Below are 16,765 nucleotides of genomic sequence, written 5' to 3' on the forward strand. Positions count from 1 at the left end.
TTTTAATTAACATTTTAAATTAAGCTTAACAGTTGCAATTTTTACAGGAACAGTTTTCGCAAGTACATGCAGCACAATTTCCTTTTTGACAACTGTCACAATCGCAGAAACATTCTTTATTATTCATGATCTATAATTTTAAGGTTCATCTAATAGACGTGAAAAGATGGATAAAGATGCATTTTTTCAAACTTTTTTATAAACTTAGGTCAATAACGAACCGAAACCCATTGCTAAACCAGGTTTTTCCTAAAATAACGTAGTAATGGGAATTGTTTAAACATGAGAACAGGAACTATTCTAATGCCATATGTCAGGATTTGCATCGATATAATTTGAAATGTCTTCATAAGATTTTTGATGTCTAATAATATGATCATGAAATGATCTTTTCCAAGCGAAATCTTTAAAACCAATACTATGGATTATTTTAGAAGACGTTGTTTTAAAGGCCCCAATTAAACTTGAAAGCGATTTGATTTTAATTGAAAGATGCTCTATTCTTAAACGATCAATTTCTATTATAAGGTGGACATGATTTGGCATGACTACATAATGATGTACCAAAACATATGGATATTGGCCCTTCAATCAATTGATTTGATTTTGGACAATCAATCCATAAGCATTCAATTCCATTTTTTGATTGGATGGATTCGATTCTTTCAAATTGTATTCTTTCGAAACCAATTTATCATAATTCGCCACAGATTGCGCGCTTACGGACAGGTTACGACCTGTCCCTTCCACAAATTCCCCAAAACAGCAGACCATATTTTGCACACAAATTGTGACGAAATATAAATTATCGCGCGAATAATCATATCCTTTTAACCGATTTCTCTTACGATTTTTCATTTTGATGCTATAAAATAATATGGATATCGAAAATTATGAAATATTTTCCAATCTCCGTACGGAGAGGACAGCTCGCGAGCTGTCCCTACGCAATCCAATACAACACAACACAACAAACATCTCATGAAAAACCTCAATTTTGCATCATTGGCACTTTTTTGTGGATTATTAAATACAAAAAGACCTGACAGGTTTCGGAAACTTGCCAGGTCTGAATAAAAAATATTCAGTAAAAATCTTTGATCAAAATTAACTAGTCGTAACCATTCCAGCCCTCAATCTGGCTTTCTGCCAAATAATATTTTTCAGATTTAATAGTGTAGATCAACCAATCAAAATAATTTTTTGATTTTCTCGTGAACTTGTAACGTATTGTAGTTTCCATAATCGAATCATTTTATAGGTTATACTTAAATAGGTAAATAGCGACCCTACAAAATTAGTCCTGAAAGCTGATAACAGCACAATTTCCAAACACATATTAGTTGTTTTGCATTTTTAACTACCTAATAAGCACGGACTTACAAAAATCGACGATGAATGGTGAAGACTATAAACAAAAATCCTGAACTTTTTATGTTCAGGATTTTTTTATTTGATTGAGAAATGTGAGAAAAAACGAATGACTTAAATCATTAAAAATCCAAAAGCGAGATAAGCCCTTCTATTGCGCTCAGGATGAGCCCTTCACAATCATTTTATTAAAATGAAAATGTGGTTCAGCAAGTGTCGGCTTATCATCAGAAGATCCCACCCAAAAGCGGGATAAGCGACTCACACACATTTTCCCTAAAAGGAAAATGTGGTTCAGCAAGTATCGGCTTGACATCAGAAGATCCCGCCCAAAAGCGGGATAAGCGACTCACACACATTTTCCCTAAAAGGAAAATGTGGTTCAGCAAGTGTCGGCTTGACATCAGAAGATCCCGCCCAAAAGCGGGATAAGCGACTCACACACATTTTCTCTAAAAGGAAAATGTGGTTCGCTGCTTACATATTTCGTCTGTACTGTCCTCCTACCTCAAATAAAGCTTCCGTAATCTGGCCCAATGAAGCCACTTTGCAGACCTCCATTAAAGCCTCAAAAATATTTTCATTATGAATGGCTTTATGCTGCAAGTCTTTTAGCAAGTCTTTTGTATCATTTCCTTTGTGAAGATTTTCCAGCGTTTTAATTTGAAACTGTTTCTCTTCCTCGGTGGCCCTAATGACTTCTTTCGGAATAATCGTTGGAGACCCTTTACTGCTTAAAAAAGTATTCACGCCAATAATTGGAAATTCGCCATTATGTTTTAAAGTCTCGTAATACAAGCTTTCTTCTTGTATTTTACTGCGTTGGTACATGGTTTCCATAGCACCAAGAACACCTCCCCTTTCGGTAATACGGTCAAACTCCAACAACACCGCTTCTTCTACCAGATCGGTCAATTCTTCAATGATAAACGAGCCTTGGATTGGGTTTTCATTCTTCGCTAATCCCAATTCCTTATTGATGATCAATTGTATCGCCATGGCACGTCTCACCGATTCCTCTGTTGGTGTTGTAATGGCTTCGTCATAGGCATTTGTATGAAGTGAGTTGCAATTGTCATATATGGCATACAAAGCTTGAAGTGTCGTCCGGATATCATTAAAATCAATCTCCTGCGCATGCAGACTACGCCCTGAAGTTTGGATATGGTATTTCAACATTTGTGCTCTCGGGTCGGCACCATATTTATTTTTCATGGCTTTCGCCCATATTTTACGTGCCACGCGACCAATTACCGCATATTCAGGATCAATCCCATTGGAAAAAAAGAATGATAGGTTTGGACCAAATTTATTGATGTCCATCCCTCTACTCAAATAATACTCCACGTAGGTAAACCCGTTGGACAAGGTCAATGCCAACTGCGTAATTGGGTTTGCACCAGCTTCTGCAATATGATATCCTGAAATAGACACAGAGTAGAAGTTTCGCACATTGTTCTCAATAAAATACTCCTGTACATCACCCATCAGTCGTAAAGCAAATTCTGTGGAAAAAATGCAAGTGTTTTGTGCTTGGTCTTCTTTTAAGATATCGGCCTGAACGGTACCACGCACTTGGCCAATGGTCTTGGTCTTGATGTCCTGATAAACCTCCTTCGGCAATACCTGATCGCCCGTCACGCCTAAAAGCATTAACCCCAAGCCGTCATTACTTTCTGGCAATTCGCCTTTGTAGCTTGGGCGTTCTACACCCTTATCTTTGTAGATTTTGGCAATCTTGGTCTCTACTTCCTTTTCCAAACCGTTCTCTTTGATATAAAGCTCACATTGCTGGTCAATGGCTGCATTCATAAAGAAGCCCAACAGCATTGGAGCAGGACCGTTTATGGTCATACTTACCGAGGTCATTGGATGCGAAAGATTAAAACCTGAATACAGTTTTTTGGCATCGTCCAAACAACAGATGCTTACCCCAGCATTTCCAATTTTTCCATAAATATCAGGACGGTAATCGGGATCATTTCCATAAAGTGTGACGCTATCAAAAGCGGTGGACAATCGCTTGGCCGGTAAACCCATGCTCACATAATGAAAACGACGATTGGTTCTTTCTGGGCCACCTTCGCCAGCAAACATACGTGCTGGATCTTCTCCTGTTCTTTTAAAAGGATATAGCCCAGCGGTAAAAGGAAATTCACCTGGAACATTCTCTTGCAAAATCCATCTTAAAATATCACCCCAAGCTTGGTACTTTGGTAGGGCAACTTTAGGTATTTTCAAATGGGAAAGTGTCTCAGTATGGGTCTCAATTTTTATTTCCTTACCCCTGACCTTAAAAGCATAAATTGGATTTTTGTAGGTATTGACTTTTTCATCCCAACCAGTAATAACTTCCCAATTGTAGGGATCAAGGTTCAACTTGACACGATCAAATTCGGCCACCAGTAGCTTTACAAAATCCTTATTTTCGACACCACTTGAATTGATCCATTGATCATCTATTCCCGCTTTGTCCAATTTTGGGGTTAGTCCAATAACCGATTCGATGGTTTTATAAATCCCATAAAGCTTTTGTGCCACTTCAACTTGTTCAGTTGCCATTTTATCATAAGCGCGATTACTTTCCCCTATTTCAGAGAGGTAGCGTGTTCTTGCTGGAGGAATTACAAAAATCTTCTCGCTCATTTCATCAGAAATGGTAAAAGTTGATTTTAAATCGGCCTTCGTTTTGTCAACAATTTTATCCATGATCGCCTTATATAGCGTATTCATTCCCGGATCGTTAAATTGAGAGGCTATCGTCCCGAAAACCGGTAAATCCTTCGGATCCACATCCCATAAGAGATGGTTTCGAACGTACTGTTTTTTCACATCTCGCAAAGCATCCAAAGAGCCACGTTTGTCAAATTTGTTGATGGCCACCAAATCGGCAAAATCGAGCATGTCAATCTTTTCCAATTGTGTAGCAGCACCAAATTCAGGCGTCATCACATATAACGACACGTCAGAATGTTCAATAATTTCCGTATCTGACTGACCTATTCCTGAGGTTTCGATGATGATCAAATCATATTCAGCAGCTTTTAAAACTTGAATGGCCTCATTGACATATTTTGAAAGTGCGAGATTAGATTGACGCGTCGCCAAACTTCGCATATATACACGAGGATTGTTAATGGCATTCATCCGAATACGATCTCCAAGCAAGGCCCCACCAGTTTTCCGTTTTGACGGATCGACTGAGACTAAACCTACTGTTTTCTCAGGAAAATCGATTAAAAACCGACGCACCAATTCATCCACCAATGATGATTTTCCAGCACCTCCGGTTCCAGTTATACCAAGAACCGGTGTTTTTGAAGTTTTATTTTTTACATGAATTTTATCCAATATATCTTCTGCAACCTCAGGAAAATTTTCAGCCGAAGAAATGATTCTTGCAATGGCCTTTGCATTTTTTTTCTTTAAATCATCCAATTCAACGTCCAGTTCATCCCCTATCGCATAATCAGATGTTTTCACAAGATCATTGATCATACCCTGCAATCCCATTTCTCTACCATCATCTGGGGCATAAATTCTGGTAATGCCATAATCCATCAATTCTTTGATTTCTGAAGGAAGAATGACACCGCCGCCGCCGCCAAAAATCTTTATATGCCCTGCGCCTTTTTCCTTTAATAGATCATACATGTATTTAAAATACTCATTATGTCCACCTTGATAGGATGTTATTGCAATGGCATTGACATCTTCCTGAATGGCCGTATTGACCACCTCCTCTACACTTCTATCATGGCCCAAATGAATCACTTCGACGCCTGTAGATTGGATGATGCGACGCATGATGTTAATCGCTGCATCGTGTCCATCAAAAAGAGAAGCAGCAGTTACTATTCTGACTTTATGTTTCGGTTTGTATGGTGTTGCTTGTATCATTGTTAAAAATTGAAATTATAGGTCCTGCAAATTTACAGATTTTATAAAAGAAGTCGCCTCATATTATGAATAGTTTAAACTTGCAAATTGGGATAGGCAGGGTTAGCTTTCAATATTTAGAAATGTTTTTAATAATGCTGAGGACCCCAAGTGGAATAAAGAAACTGAAGGTATAAATAAACGCAGTTATGCATAAAACTTGGTCTTTAAGGCAATATCTTTCCTAAAAACAGATAATCTAAACTTTTTCGTATATTTTTGGACACACTAAAATTTGACGTATATGAAAAAATCAATAGTCGTTTTACTTACATTTTTCACAGTGCACTCCTGTGCAGAATTACAGGGCGTTGTCGATTCATTACCACAAGGAGGTGGGGTTTTGAGCAATACCGATATTGCATCAGGCTTAAGGCAAGCTTTGGATTTGGGTATTGAAAAGCAGGTAACCAAACTGACCAAAACTGATGGTTTTTATAAAAATGAACTTGTTAAAATTCTCTTACCGGCAGAATTACAAAAAGTAGATAAAGGTTTACGTGATATCGGATTGGGAAGTCTGGCCGATGAAGGTCTAAAAGCACTCAACAGAGCTGCTGAGGATGCCGTTAAGGAAGCCACTCCTATTTTCGTGGATGCCGTTAAGGAAATTACCTTTGCCGATGCAAGGAATATTCTTTTAGGTGCCGATGATGCCGCAACGCAATATCTTACTAGCAAGACCCAAACGTCCTTATACGATAAATTTCATCCTGTAATCAATAATTCGTTCTCCAAAGTTGGTGCGGATCAGATTTGGCAAAATCTGATCAACAGATACAACGCCATCCCATTCACTAATAATGTAAATCCAGACTTGACAGATTATGTAACCGAACAAGCATTAAAAGGAGTGTATACCATGATTGCAGTTGAAGAAAAAGAAATTAGAAATAAGGTAGGCGCGAGAAGTACAGACCTTTTGAGAAGAGTTTTCGCACTACAAGATCAAAAATAAATATTGAAGGATTAAAATCCAGTTTTTGATCAGGTTGATTTCAAACAAAAGTCAGTGGACAATGACCTCTGACTTTTTTTTTGAATATTATTAAAAATTTAACTTGCTCGCTATCTGTTTTTTAGATATATTTAACTATCAAACTCTTGTAGTCATGAAAACTTCAATGGAAATCAAAACGCACCAACTCAAACTACAAGCGCGGTATAAGCAGCTTATTGAACAAGCCTACAATGTTCGTCAAACAGATCATGCTCTAAGTGATATTTCAGAGTATAAAGCGATCAAGCTTTTAAACAAGCTGAATCGCTTGAAGTATTTAAACAGAGACACTACCGTGAAAAGGTTAAATTAAATATTACCAAAACTTTAACTTTATCACCACATCCTTAAGGGGTTATCTTGCGTATTTATAGTTTAAGATATTAACCTATGAATAAAAGTACGCTATGAATACACATAATTGCAAAGTCGGAAAAGTTAAGTTTAGCCTCAACGATGTTTTAAACCTTAAGGAGGTAGAGAAAAACTACATCAGATTTACTGAAGAAGCCTATAACATGTTACAATTGGACGCAAGTTTGAGTGATTTTTTGTATCATGAAGCTTCCAAATTGAGAAAAATAATCCTCAACCTAAAAAATTCCGAGACAACTGATGTTGATGCAGCGTTTTAAAATAATCAAACGCTTTTAATAATCGTGATCCATACCATGAGAACATTTCACCATCAACGACAAGAATGGTCGCATTGGGAAAGAAAGGTCTAACTTCTTGTTTGTGCTCATTTTTGAATGGAAATGGCTCACTGGACAGCATCACAATCTCTGCATTTTCCGGTAAATATTCTTTGAGTGCAACTTCTGGGTATCGGTTTAAATTTCCATAATAATTATCAAACCCATTTAAACGCAGTAATTCATCTATAAAATTATGTCTTGCTGCGACCATCCAAGGTTGTTTCCAAATGAAATAAGCGACACTTCTTTTGGGTTGGTCTTTTATGAAATCCTCGAACTCAAACTTCTTGTTCGATATCTCCTTGACCATAGCACTGGCCTCGTTTTCTTTATCAAATAGCTCTCCATATAATTCGATTAATTCCAGAGCATCTTCAATTGTATAAATATCACTGAGATGCACGGTGGCTATTTTTTCCAATTCTTGAATCATCTCTTTGGTATTCTCCTCTTTATTGCACAAGATAATGTCAGGATTCAAATCTTTTATTTTATCAAAATGGACTTGTTTTGTCCCACCAACGATAACCTTGTCTTCTTTTAGACGAATAGGATGCACACAGAATTTGGTAATCCCCACAATTGATGACTCCAAACCTAAATCGACCAACAGCTCAGTTTGTGATGGGACCAAGGAGATGATCCGTTTTGGAGTTTTCTCTATTAAAATATGTCTATGGAGTTGATCTTTCATTTGGTATTCGAAGAGCTTTTTCGTAGAGCGTTCTCACAGAGGCACTGGGGGTGCCAAGTAAAATTCACTATAAAATTTCATCTGTTATCGACTTTTTAGATACTCACGTCACAGAAACTAAAACATCAAAACACTTCTAAAATAGCAGCCATTTCCTGTTGTAATTCCTTAGCCTTCTCGGCAGCAGCCTCAGCAAAATCCACTCCGTTTGATGCATAGATGATTCCTCTTGATGAGTTGATCAATAAGCCTACCGAATCATTCATTCCGTATTTGCAAACGTCCTGTATATTGCCCCCTTGGGCACCAACGCCAGGAACCAGCAAGAAACTGTTCGGAATAATTTTTCGGATATCGGCCAAATATTCCGCTTTAGTGGCCCCTACAACATACATGAGGTTATCAGAATTTTTCCAATTTTTTGAGGTTTCCAGAATACATTTATACACTTCTTTGCCGTCAATTGTTTTCGTTTGAAAATCAAAAGCCCCTTCATTGGAGGTTAAGGCCAAAAGAATGGTATGCTTTTCACTAAATTCCAAGAAAGGTTCAACAGAATCCTTTCCCATATAAGGCGCAACGGTAACACTGTCAAAGCCTAGGTCCTCAAAAAACGCTTTTGCATACATCTTGCTTGTATTCCCAATATCGCCCCGCTTGGCATCGGCAATGGTAAAAATTTCAGGATGGTTTTGATTGAGGTATTGAATTGTTTTTTCGAGCGACTTCCAACCCGTTAACCCATTAGCTTCATAAAACGCCGTATTAGGCTTATAAGCTACACACAAATGATGGGTAGCGTCAATGATGGCTCTATTAAATGCAAAAATAGGATCTTCTTCCTTGAGAAGATATTGTGGAATTTTGTCCAAATCGACATCTAATCCAATACACAGAAAAGATTTTTTTATTTTGATTTGATCAATAAGTTGTTGTGTTGTCATAGATTAAAAAAAAGCCTCAAAATGAGGCTTGATATTAAATTACGTCTGTATTTGCCTTTAACTTCTGAGTATTTTCTGCCAATTGCAGCTCGTCAATAATGCGCTGAATATCACCATTGACAATATTCCCCAAATCGTAAAGTGTCAAACCAATTCTATGGTCTGTGACACGCCCTTGGGAGTAATTATAAGTCCGGATTTTTGCACTTCTATCACCAGATGTCACCATCGAACCTCTCTTTTCGGCATCTTCAGCATTTTTCTTTGCCAATTCCATCTCATATAAACGCGAGCGAAGTACCGTAAAGGCCTTCTCTTTATTCTTATGTTGCGATTTCTGATCCTGACACTGTGCCACCAATCCCGTTGGAATGTGCGTTAAACGCACAGCAGAATAGGTTGTATTTACCGATTGACCTCCTGGACCAGAAGAACAGAAAAAATCAATTCTCACATCTTTTGGGTTTATCTCCACATCAAATTCTTCCGCTTCCGGAAAAACCATCACCGTAGCGGCACTGGTATGTACCCGTCCCTGGGTTTCTGTCTGAGGTACCCGCTGAACACGGTGTACACCAGCTTCAAACTTCATAGTTCCATAAACATCTTCACCAGAAATTGCAAACTGAATCTCCTTATAACCTCCGTTGGTGCCTTCACTATAATCTATAACATCTACTTTCCAACCTTTGCTTTCGCAATATTTGCTGTACATCCTAAATAGATCGCCTGCAAAAATACTCGCCTCATCACCGCCCGTACCCGCACGCAGCTCGACCACAGCATTTTTGGCATCTTCAGGATCTTTCGGTATCAACATCATACGGATTTCTTCCTCCAGCTTTGGAATTCCCTCCTTCGCCTCATCATATTGCATCTTGGCCATTTCCACCATTTCAGGATCGCTGCCATCATTTATGATCTCTTCGGCCTCAGCCAAATTGTTAGTCAATTCTAAATACTGCTCGCGCTTATCCATCAACTTGCGCAATTCCTTATATTCTTTATTGAGTTCTATATAACGCTTCTGATCGGTCATGATATTGGGCTGGATGATTAAATCACTAACCTCATCAAATCGTTGTTTTACTATTTGTAACTTGTCTAACATAAATGGTTTAATTGTGATGCAAAAGTACAATAATTTCTTAATTTTGAATTGGGAATTTTCATTATAGCCTAAAGAATAACGACAACCGAAGAATGATTTGGCCACACACAAACAAACAGGGTCGGAATATTTTTGAAAAATAAGTTTCTGAAAATTTCGTTTTATTTTTATGACACACCGCTTAGGGGCCATATTGCTGTTTTACAAACCATTCTTTTCATGGTCCATGGCGATCAATATTTTGATCGTTATTTTTGCACCGCACATTTTACCGAGTATCATCACCAAATTACTTCTTACATGTTTTGTTTGGTTTTTGGTACGCGAAACCAATGCCAAGCGCAAATTGATATTTTATAAGAATTTGGGTATTTCAACCTGGCAATTATTTTCAACCCTCTTTGTGATTGACCTGGCCATAACCATCAGCTTTATCATGTTAATGAAGGCGTTTATATGATTATTGAACTGGATAACGTTGAGCTGAATTTTAAGAAACGACGCATCTTGTACGGCATCTATTTAAAAGCTGAAACAGGCCAAGTCGTAGGACTTTTGGGGAGAAATGGTTCTGGAAAAAGTTGTTTGCTCCAAGTCCTTTTTGGTTCATTGCAACCAAAATACAAGTTCATCAAACTTGATGGCCAACCACTTATAAAACCGCTTTATACTTTAAATATAGCTTCTTATCTCCCCCAGCATCATTTGGCTCCAGATCATTTAAGAGTCCAGACCTTATTTCAGATTTTGAAGTTGGATTGGGGAGAGTTTATTGGTCATTTTGAAAATTTCCAAGTCCATCACAATTCAAAAATAAATAGATTGTCGGGCGGTGAGCGTCGTGTTGTTGAAACTTATGCGGTTCTAAAACAAAAAGGCGATATTGTCCTTTTGGATGAGCCGTTCTCCAACATCTCACCTTTGTATTTGGATAACATCAAAAATTTGATAACGACTGAAAAAGCTCACAAAATCATAATTATCACCGATCATTATTATCGGGATGTTATTGATATTTCCGATGCCCTTTACCTTTTAAATAATGGTTGTACCAGAAAAACCGACAAATTGGAAGACATTGAGGACTACAACTATCTTAATCCTGGAAAATTGAAATCAGGAACCCGGTGACACATCTGACCAGCACGAGCAGCAAGCTCACGAAAAATGAATAGAGATTGCCTTTTCGAAAGAGACAAGCCGCGGCACATAAAACTCACTTGGGGAAATAAAAAAAGGAGGCTATCAACCTCCTTTTCCAATTCACTTAATTTTTATCCGCATTTTGAAGACCCACAATCTTTGCAGGTCAAACAACCTTCCTGATAAATTAGGTTTTCTGATTTACAACTGCTGCACGATTGACCTTTTACCTGAGTACCATCTTCCACATAACGTTTCAAGGCCCTAGCAACACCGTTTTTCCAGGTATTGATAGACTCAGTGTCCAATTGGAGACTGTTGATCAAGTCCACAACTTTATCAATTGGCATGCCGTGACGCAAAGTACTTGAGATCATTTTGGCATAGTTCCAATATTCAGGATTAAACTTGTGCGACAAACCTTCAATGGTTGTTTTATAACCTCTCATGTTTTTATACTGAAAATCATAGCGGGAGGTTCCATCTTCATTTCTGTTTTTGATGATCAAACCTTCGTTTGCCCAGCGCGGAATCAAAATACCATCCTCATCGTCAGCAAGACCTGTAAAAATCTCATAAGGCTTGCCATCAATCAAACCGATAAATGCAATCCACTTTTCTTTGTTGTTTTGAAATCTCACCACATCCGCTTCCAAGGTTTGCGGACGTTTGGTTGGAAATGTCGTCAAGGTTTCTTGTGGCTCTTCTTTCTTTTCTTCATTTGAAATCAAAACACCAGAACGCGATCCATCTCGATAAACTGTTACTCCTTTACATCCCTTCTCCCAAGCCTCCATATAAAGTTGACCAACCAATTCCTCAGTGGCATCATTAGGCAAGTTAATAGTCACGCTAATAGAATGATCTACCCATTTCTGAACGGCACCCTGCATGGAAACTTTACTCATCCAATCCACATCATTGGAGGTAGCTTTGTAATACGGTGACTTTTTGACCAAACTATCCAATTCCTTTTGATCGTAGTTTTTGGCGATATCGTAACCGTTCACCTCCATCCATTGTTTAAACCTATGATGGAACACCACATATTCTTCCCAAGAATCACCTACCTCATCCACAAAATCCACACGAGCTTCCTTGTCGTTAGGGTTTACTTTTCGGCGTCGTTTATAAACTGGCATAAAAACCGGTTCAATTCCGGAGGAAGTTTGAGTCATTAGACTTGTAGTTCCTGTTGGAGCAATTGTCAATAAAGCAATATTACGACGACCATATTCCGTCATATCATAATACAATTTCTCGTCTGCCGATTTTAAGCGCTGTATAAACGGGTTGTTCTTTTCACGCTCCATATCAAAAAATGCAAAAGCACCGCGCTCTTTAGCCAAATAAACCGACGCTCGATAAGCTGCCAAGGCTAAGGTTTTATGGACTTCTACGGAGAATTCATTTCCTTTTTTACTACCGTATTTGATACCCAAAGCGGCAAGCATATCGCCCTCTGCCGTAATACCAACTCCAGTTCTTCGGCCTTCTTTAGCTTTGGTTCGAATGTTGACCCATAAATTTCTTTCGGTAGCCTTGACCTCATCATTTTCAGGATCAGCATCAATCTTCTGTAAGATGACATCAATCTTCTCCAACTCCAAATCGATAATATCATCCATAATACGCTGGGCTGCCGCAACGTGTTGCTTGAAAAGCTCAAAGTCAAATTTAGCCTCTTTAGTAAAAGGTTTATCAACATATGAAAACAGATTGATGGCCAATAAGCGGCAAGAATCGTAAGGACACAATGGAATTTCTCCACATGGATTGGTAGACACTGTTTTATAGCCCAAATCGGCGTAACAATCGGGAAGTGATTCATTTATTATAGTATCCCAAAACAAAATTCCAGGTTCAGCGGATTTCCATGCATTGTGGACAATTTTTTTCCAAATAGCATTCGCCTCAATCGTTTTTGAGAATTTTGGTTCATTACTGAAAATCGGGTATTTCTGTGTGTAAGTGCTGTTGGATTTCACAGCTTTCATGAATTCGTCATCTATCCTTACAGAGACATTAGCTCCAGTAACTTTACCCTGCTCCAATTTGGCGTCAATAAAGTCCTCAGCATCTGGATGGTTTATGGAAACTGACAACATCAAGGCACCTCTACGTCCATCTTGCGCCACCTCTCTGGTAGAATTGGAATAACGCTCCATAAATGGGACAATCCCTGTTGAGGTTAAAGCCGAATTCTTTACGGGTGAGCTTTTTGGACGAATATGTGACAAGTCATGACCCACCCCGCCACGACGCTTCATCAATTGAACCTGCTCTTGGTCGATCTTCATAATGCCACCGTAAGAATCAGAATCGCCGGAATTACCAATGACAAAACAATTTGAAAGTGAGGCAATTTGAAATGGATTACCAATACCCGCCATCGGGCTCCCCTGTGGCACAATATATTTGAAATCTTTGATAAGATCAAAGACTTCCTGTTCTGACATTGGATTTTGATATTTTGACTCAACGCGTGCAATTTCTCTTGCAATACGCCTGTGCATATCATCTGGTGTCAATTCATAAATATGTCCAGCGGAATCTTTAAGGGCATATTTATTCAGCCACACTCGTGCAGCCAAATCATCGCCTTTAAAATAGTCTAAAGCAGCATTAAATGCTTCTTCCTGTGTGTACGTCAGGGTTGGGGAGGTAAGCGTGTCAACTTTCATGGATCAATATACTTTTATCAGTTAAATAAATGGATTTATAAAAGGATAAAGAAACAAAAAATAATCAACTTAAGCTATGATCGGGATCACAATGTTTACAAGCAAAATTAGATAAAATATTGATAATGAGTTCATTGAAAACTTATCAACATTAAAAAGTTAACAAATAATCAAATGCGCAAAGGTTTCTCAATTTTAAAAATTGAACGCCACACCAATACCTAAAAGCTGCTTCCATTGCACCTTTGCACCCCCTTCGACATATTCATTATCTATCCCAGTTGGCTTCGTTATTTTGATATCATCATCGTATTTCAAATGGGAGCTTAGAGAAGCTTTTACGAACTGGTTAACCTTAAAATCAAAAACAACCAACCAATCTACATCCACATTTCCAAAACTGTCAATATAGTCAGTATACAAACTGAGCTTGGTTGAAATCTTTATATTTTCATACATTTCAGTCTCAAAAAAATGAGACACCAAAATACCTACTTCATTCCTGATCTTTTGACCAGATCTTATCATGTTGTCGTTGTCATCATATATAGCAGGATCAACACCAAACGCCCCCGAATTGGCCAAATCGTCATCAAGAACAAAGGTTGTTTTAAGGGTTAAGGGCGAAAAATAAAATGAAAATTTATCGAAGTCCTTTCCATACTCTGCACCGACGCCTAAAAACATATAGCCGGGCGCCATAAATTTGGAAATGGCCTGATCTTTATTCGGATATTTATATCCATTGGTAAATTGCGACTTAAAATTAAGATGTCCAGAGAAGAACCAATTAGTCAAGGAATCCTTCCTATAGCCAATTTTCGAGTCAATCTCGAGAATGTCTTCTGTCTTTCTCAGTTTTTGAGATTCTTGCTTATTCACGCCATAGCGAACTTTACCACTATTTTTCCAATAGAAATTTTGACGATCGTAATTTAAGGATGAATTTAAGCCCAAAAGGCCGGAGATGGAATTACTACCTCCTGAACTCCAATTGACAAAGGTCACCTCACTGATATCAAGACTGACTCTGTTTTTTTGAACCCATTTCGATTTCTCTATTGGAGGTACAGAATCCTTATCCGCTGTTTGACCGTTTAAAAATTGACATAGCAGCACTATGCTAATACATAAAATCTTTCTCATTAAGTAGGGGTTTAATGGTTTAAGACCAATTTAATATTCAAATACGCCAAATTCACTTTTAATGGTCAACTGCTTTTTAGCGGCATTTTCCACCCTTCCCACAATTTGCGCTTCCACGTTAAAAGATCTTGATATCGCAATCAGATCCTCAGCGATTGAAGGAGACACATATAGTTCCATACGGTGGCCACAGTTGAACACTTGATACATTTCTTTCCAATTGGTATTGGATTGCTCCTGAATCAACTTAAACAACGGAGGAATTGGAAATAAATTATCTTTTATGACATGAAGGTCATTTATAAAATGTAGAACCTTAGTTTGGGCACCACCACTGCAATGCACCATACCATGGATTTCGTCTGAATTGTATTTAGACAGGATCTTTTTGATTATCGGCGCATAAGTCCGTGTCGGCGAAAGCACCAACTTTCCGGCATCCAAAGGAGAGCCTTCCACGGCATCGGTTAACCTCATATTTCCTGCATAAACTAAATGTTCAGGGACTGAGGCATCAAAACTTTCTGGAAATTTTTCGGCCAAGTATTTGTGAAACACATCATGTCGGGCGGAAGTTAATCCATTGCTGCCCATTCCACCATTATATTCGGTTTCATAACTCGCTTGTCCTGAAGAGGACAGGCCTACAATAACATCTCCCGCCTGAATATTGGCATTGTCAATGACATCACTACGTCTCATGCGCGCAGTAACCGTTGAGTCGACAATAATCGTCCGCACCAAATCACCTACGTCAGCAGTTTCGCCTCCGGAAGAATGAATAGTAACTCCGAAAGATCTTAATTCTGCGATCAATTCTTCCGATCCATTTATTATAGCAGAAATTACCTCACCTGGAATTAAGTTTTTATTTCTTCCAATGGTAGAAGACAACATAATATTGTTAGTAGCACCAACGCAAAGCAAGTCGTCAATATTCATGATCAACGCATCTTGTGCGATACCTTTCCAAACGGAAATGTCACCAGTTTCCTTCCAGTACATATATGCCAATGAGGATTTAGTACCCGCACCATCGGCATGCATAATCAAACAGTAGTCCTCATCATTAGTGAGATAATCTGGAACAATCTTACAAAAGGCTTGTGGAAACAGGCCCTTATCTATATTTTTAATGGCATTGTGCACATCCTCCTTAGATGCGGAGACGCCTCTTTCGGCATATCTTTTACTTATGTCTTGACTCATAATATTTATTGGAAATGCAAAAATAAGGATTGCATCTTAGTTTTCCTTGATAATCGGATTTGAATTCATAATGGAAGGGGCGCCTTTTAAAATTCGGTCTTTTTTATTCTGGCCACTAAAATAAATATTGGCTCCGACCATAATACGCCAATATGAATCATCAGACGACCCAAATACTAATCCGTCAAGAGTATCGCTAAAAGCGTAATTGTAATCTGCCAGAATCCTTAAGCCTAAACCCTCAGAGGCAATAATTTCAAAGCCTCCTCCTCCTTGAAATTTGGCAGCAGACTGTGTGAAATAATTGGATGCATTTAAACCACCACCAGCAAATATAAATGGAGAGAACTTTCGATAAGGAGACATCAGGTATTCCAAGTTTAAATCAAAGGACATAAAACCCTCGTTATAGATATCCTCAAAAGCGAGATTGAATTTACTGTAGGTCAAACCTACATTTAAATGCGGTATAAGACTTCGTTTATAACCGGCCCGAAATGCGATCTCGAAAATTGGATTTGGCAAATCGCCATTGATAATTGAGGTTCCAACCGCCGCTTCCACAACATTCATCCCTCTATTTTCGAAGAAAAAAACTTTCTTATTATAATCCTCGTCCACCACCAATTCTTGATTTTGTGCAACCGATTTAAAACTAACTAGTGTTAAGGTCAAAACAGAAACGATTTTAAACAAAAAGGAAAAAGCTTTCATAAGTCTTTAAATTGGATCAAAATCTTGAACCTTTTGGGTTCAACCTAAATTGATTTGCAATATACTCAATTGTAGCAAAATAATACAATGTTTAGAGAGGTTTAGAAGCAAA

At 38.2% G+C, this 16,765-nt stretch carries 15 protein-coding genes; 4 read left to right on the plus strand and 11 right to left on the minus strand.

Annotated features, from left to right (window positions below; translation table 11 throughout):
• Positions 1 to 300: 300 nt before the first annotated feature.
• From G6N06_RS19815 to G6N06_RS03495, 4 genes are all read right to left on the minus strand, one after another.
• The gene (locus tag G6N06_RS19815) at positions 301 to 591 is read right to left on the minus strand and encodes a transposase (RefSeq protein ID WP_240337961.1); all 291 of its coding nucleotides are present in this window, start codon (positions 589 to 591) and stop codon (positions 301 to 303) included.
• Positions 592 to 858, minus strand: a complete 267-nt coding sequence (locus G6N06_RS19820) for a hypothetical protein (RefSeq protein WP_240337962.1) — start codon at positions 856 to 858, stop codon at positions 592 to 594.
• Positions 859 to 1,111: 253 nt separating this feature from the next.
• The gene (locus tag G6N06_RS20000; RefSeq protein ID WP_262890096.1) at positions 1,112 to 1,243 is read right to left on the minus strand and encodes a hypothetical protein; all 132 of its coding nucleotides are present in this window, start codon (positions 1,241 to 1,243) and stop codon (positions 1,112 to 1,114) included.
• A 605-nt stretch (positions 1,244 to 1,848) separates the two neighbouring features.
• A complete protein-coding gene (locus tag G6N06_RS03495; protein WP_163514669.1) occupies positions 1,849 to 5,271 on the minus strand; it encodes a methylmalonyl-CoA mutase family protein in 3,423 nt (1,140 codons plus the stop codon).
• Between the two features lie 283 nt (positions 5,272 to 5,554).
• Between G6N06_RS03495 and G6N06_RS03500 the strand changes: the two genes are divergently transcribed.
• Positions 5,555 to 6,268 (plus strand): DUF4197 domain-containing protein, encoded by a 714-nt coding sequence (locus tag G6N06_RS03500; protein ID WP_163514670.1) that lies wholly within the window; start codon positions 5,555 to 5,557, stop codon positions 6,266 to 6,268.
• Between the two features lie 154 nt (positions 6,269 to 6,422).
• Positions 6,423 to 6,623, plus strand: a complete 201-nt coding sequence (locus tag G6N06_RS03505; protein WP_163514671.1) for a Lacal_2735 family protein — start codon at positions 6,423 to 6,425, stop codon at positions 6,621 to 6,623.
• 275 nt (positions 6,624 to 6,898) lie between these two features.
• On the opposite strand, the gene G6N06_RS03510 is transcribed toward G6N06_RS03505, so the two are convergent.
• The 3 genes from G6N06_RS03510 to prfA all read right to left on the minus strand — a co-directional run bounded on the left by G6N06_RS03510 (position 6,899) and on the right by prfA (position 9,757).
• The gene (locus tag G6N06_RS03510) at positions 6,899 to 7,702 is read right to left on the minus strand and encodes an ABC transporter substrate-binding protein (RefSeq protein WP_163514672.1); all 804 of its coding nucleotides are present in this window, start codon (positions 7,700 to 7,702) and stop codon (positions 6,899 to 6,901) included.
• 125 nt (positions 7,703 to 7,827) lie between these two features.
• Positions 7,828 to 8,646 carry an orotidine-5'-phosphate decarboxylase gene (pyrF, locus tag G6N06_RS03515; RefSeq protein WP_163514673.1) on the minus strand — a complete coding sequence of 273 codons (819 nt, stop codon included), beginning with the start codon at positions 8,644 to 8,646 and terminating at the stop codon, positions 7,828 to 7,830.
• Positions 8,647 to 8,680: 34 nt separating this feature from the next.
• On the minus strand, positions 8,681 to 9,757 hold the full coding sequence (prfA, locus tag G6N06_RS03520) for a peptide chain release factor 1 (protein WP_163514674.1): 1,077 nt from the start codon (positions 9,755 to 9,757) through the stop codon (positions 8,681 to 8,683).
• 169 nt (positions 9,758 to 9,926) lie between these two features.
• Between prfA and G6N06_RS03525 the strand changes: the two genes are divergently transcribed.
• Both G6N06_RS03525 and G6N06_RS03530 read left to right on the plus strand, forming a co-directional pair.
• The gene (locus G6N06_RS03525; protein WP_163514675.1) at positions 9,927 to 10,217 is read left to right on the plus strand and encodes a hypothetical protein; all 291 of its coding nucleotides are present in this window, start codon (positions 9,927 to 9,929) and stop codon (positions 10,215 to 10,217) included.
• Positions 10,214 to 10,888, plus strand: coding sequence for an ATP-binding cassette domain-containing protein (locus G6N06_RS03530; protein WP_163514676.1), 675 nt, complete (start codon positions 10,214 to 10,216; stop codon positions 10,886 to 10,888). Before G6N06_RS03525 ends, G6N06_RS03530 begins: the two co-directional genes overlap by 4 nt.
• A gap of 143 nt (positions 10,889 to 11,031) precedes the next feature.
• Here the strand turns inward: G6N06_RS03530 and G6N06_RS03535 are convergent, their stop codons facing one another.
• From G6N06_RS03535 to G6N06_RS03550, 4 genes are all read right to left on the minus strand, one after another.
• Positions 11,032 to 13,584 carry an adenosylcobalamin-dependent ribonucleoside-diphosphate reductase gene (locus G6N06_RS03535; RefSeq protein ID WP_163514677.1) on the minus strand — a complete coding sequence of 851 codons (2,553 nt, stop codon included), beginning with the start codon at positions 13,582 to 13,584 and terminating at the stop codon, positions 11,032 to 11,034.
• Between the two features lie 195 nt (positions 13,585 to 13,779).
• On the minus strand, positions 13,780 to 14,730 hold the full coding sequence (locus G6N06_RS03540; protein ID WP_163514678.1) for a DUF3078 domain-containing protein: 951 nt from the start codon (positions 14,728 to 14,730) through the stop codon (positions 13,780 to 13,782).
• A 30-nt stretch (positions 14,731 to 14,760) separates the two neighbouring features.
• Entirely contained in the window at positions 14,761 to 15,939 is a 1,179-nt protein-coding gene (locus G6N06_RS03545) for an AIR synthase related protein (protein ID WP_163514679.1), read from the minus strand.
• A gap of 36 nt (positions 15,940 to 15,975) precedes the next feature.
• Entirely contained in the window at positions 15,976 to 16,653 is a 678-nt protein-coding gene (locus G6N06_RS03550; RefSeq protein WP_163514680.1) for a Curli production assembly/transport component CsgG, read from the minus strand.
• Between the last annotated feature and the right edge of the window lie 112 nt (positions 16,654 to 16,765).

This window comes from Gelidibacter japonicus, from assembly GCF_010725055.1.
In the GTDB taxonomy this organism is placed as follows: Bacteria; Bacteroidota; Bacteroidia; order Flavobacteriales; family Flavobacteriaceae; genus Gelidibacter; species Gelidibacter japonicus.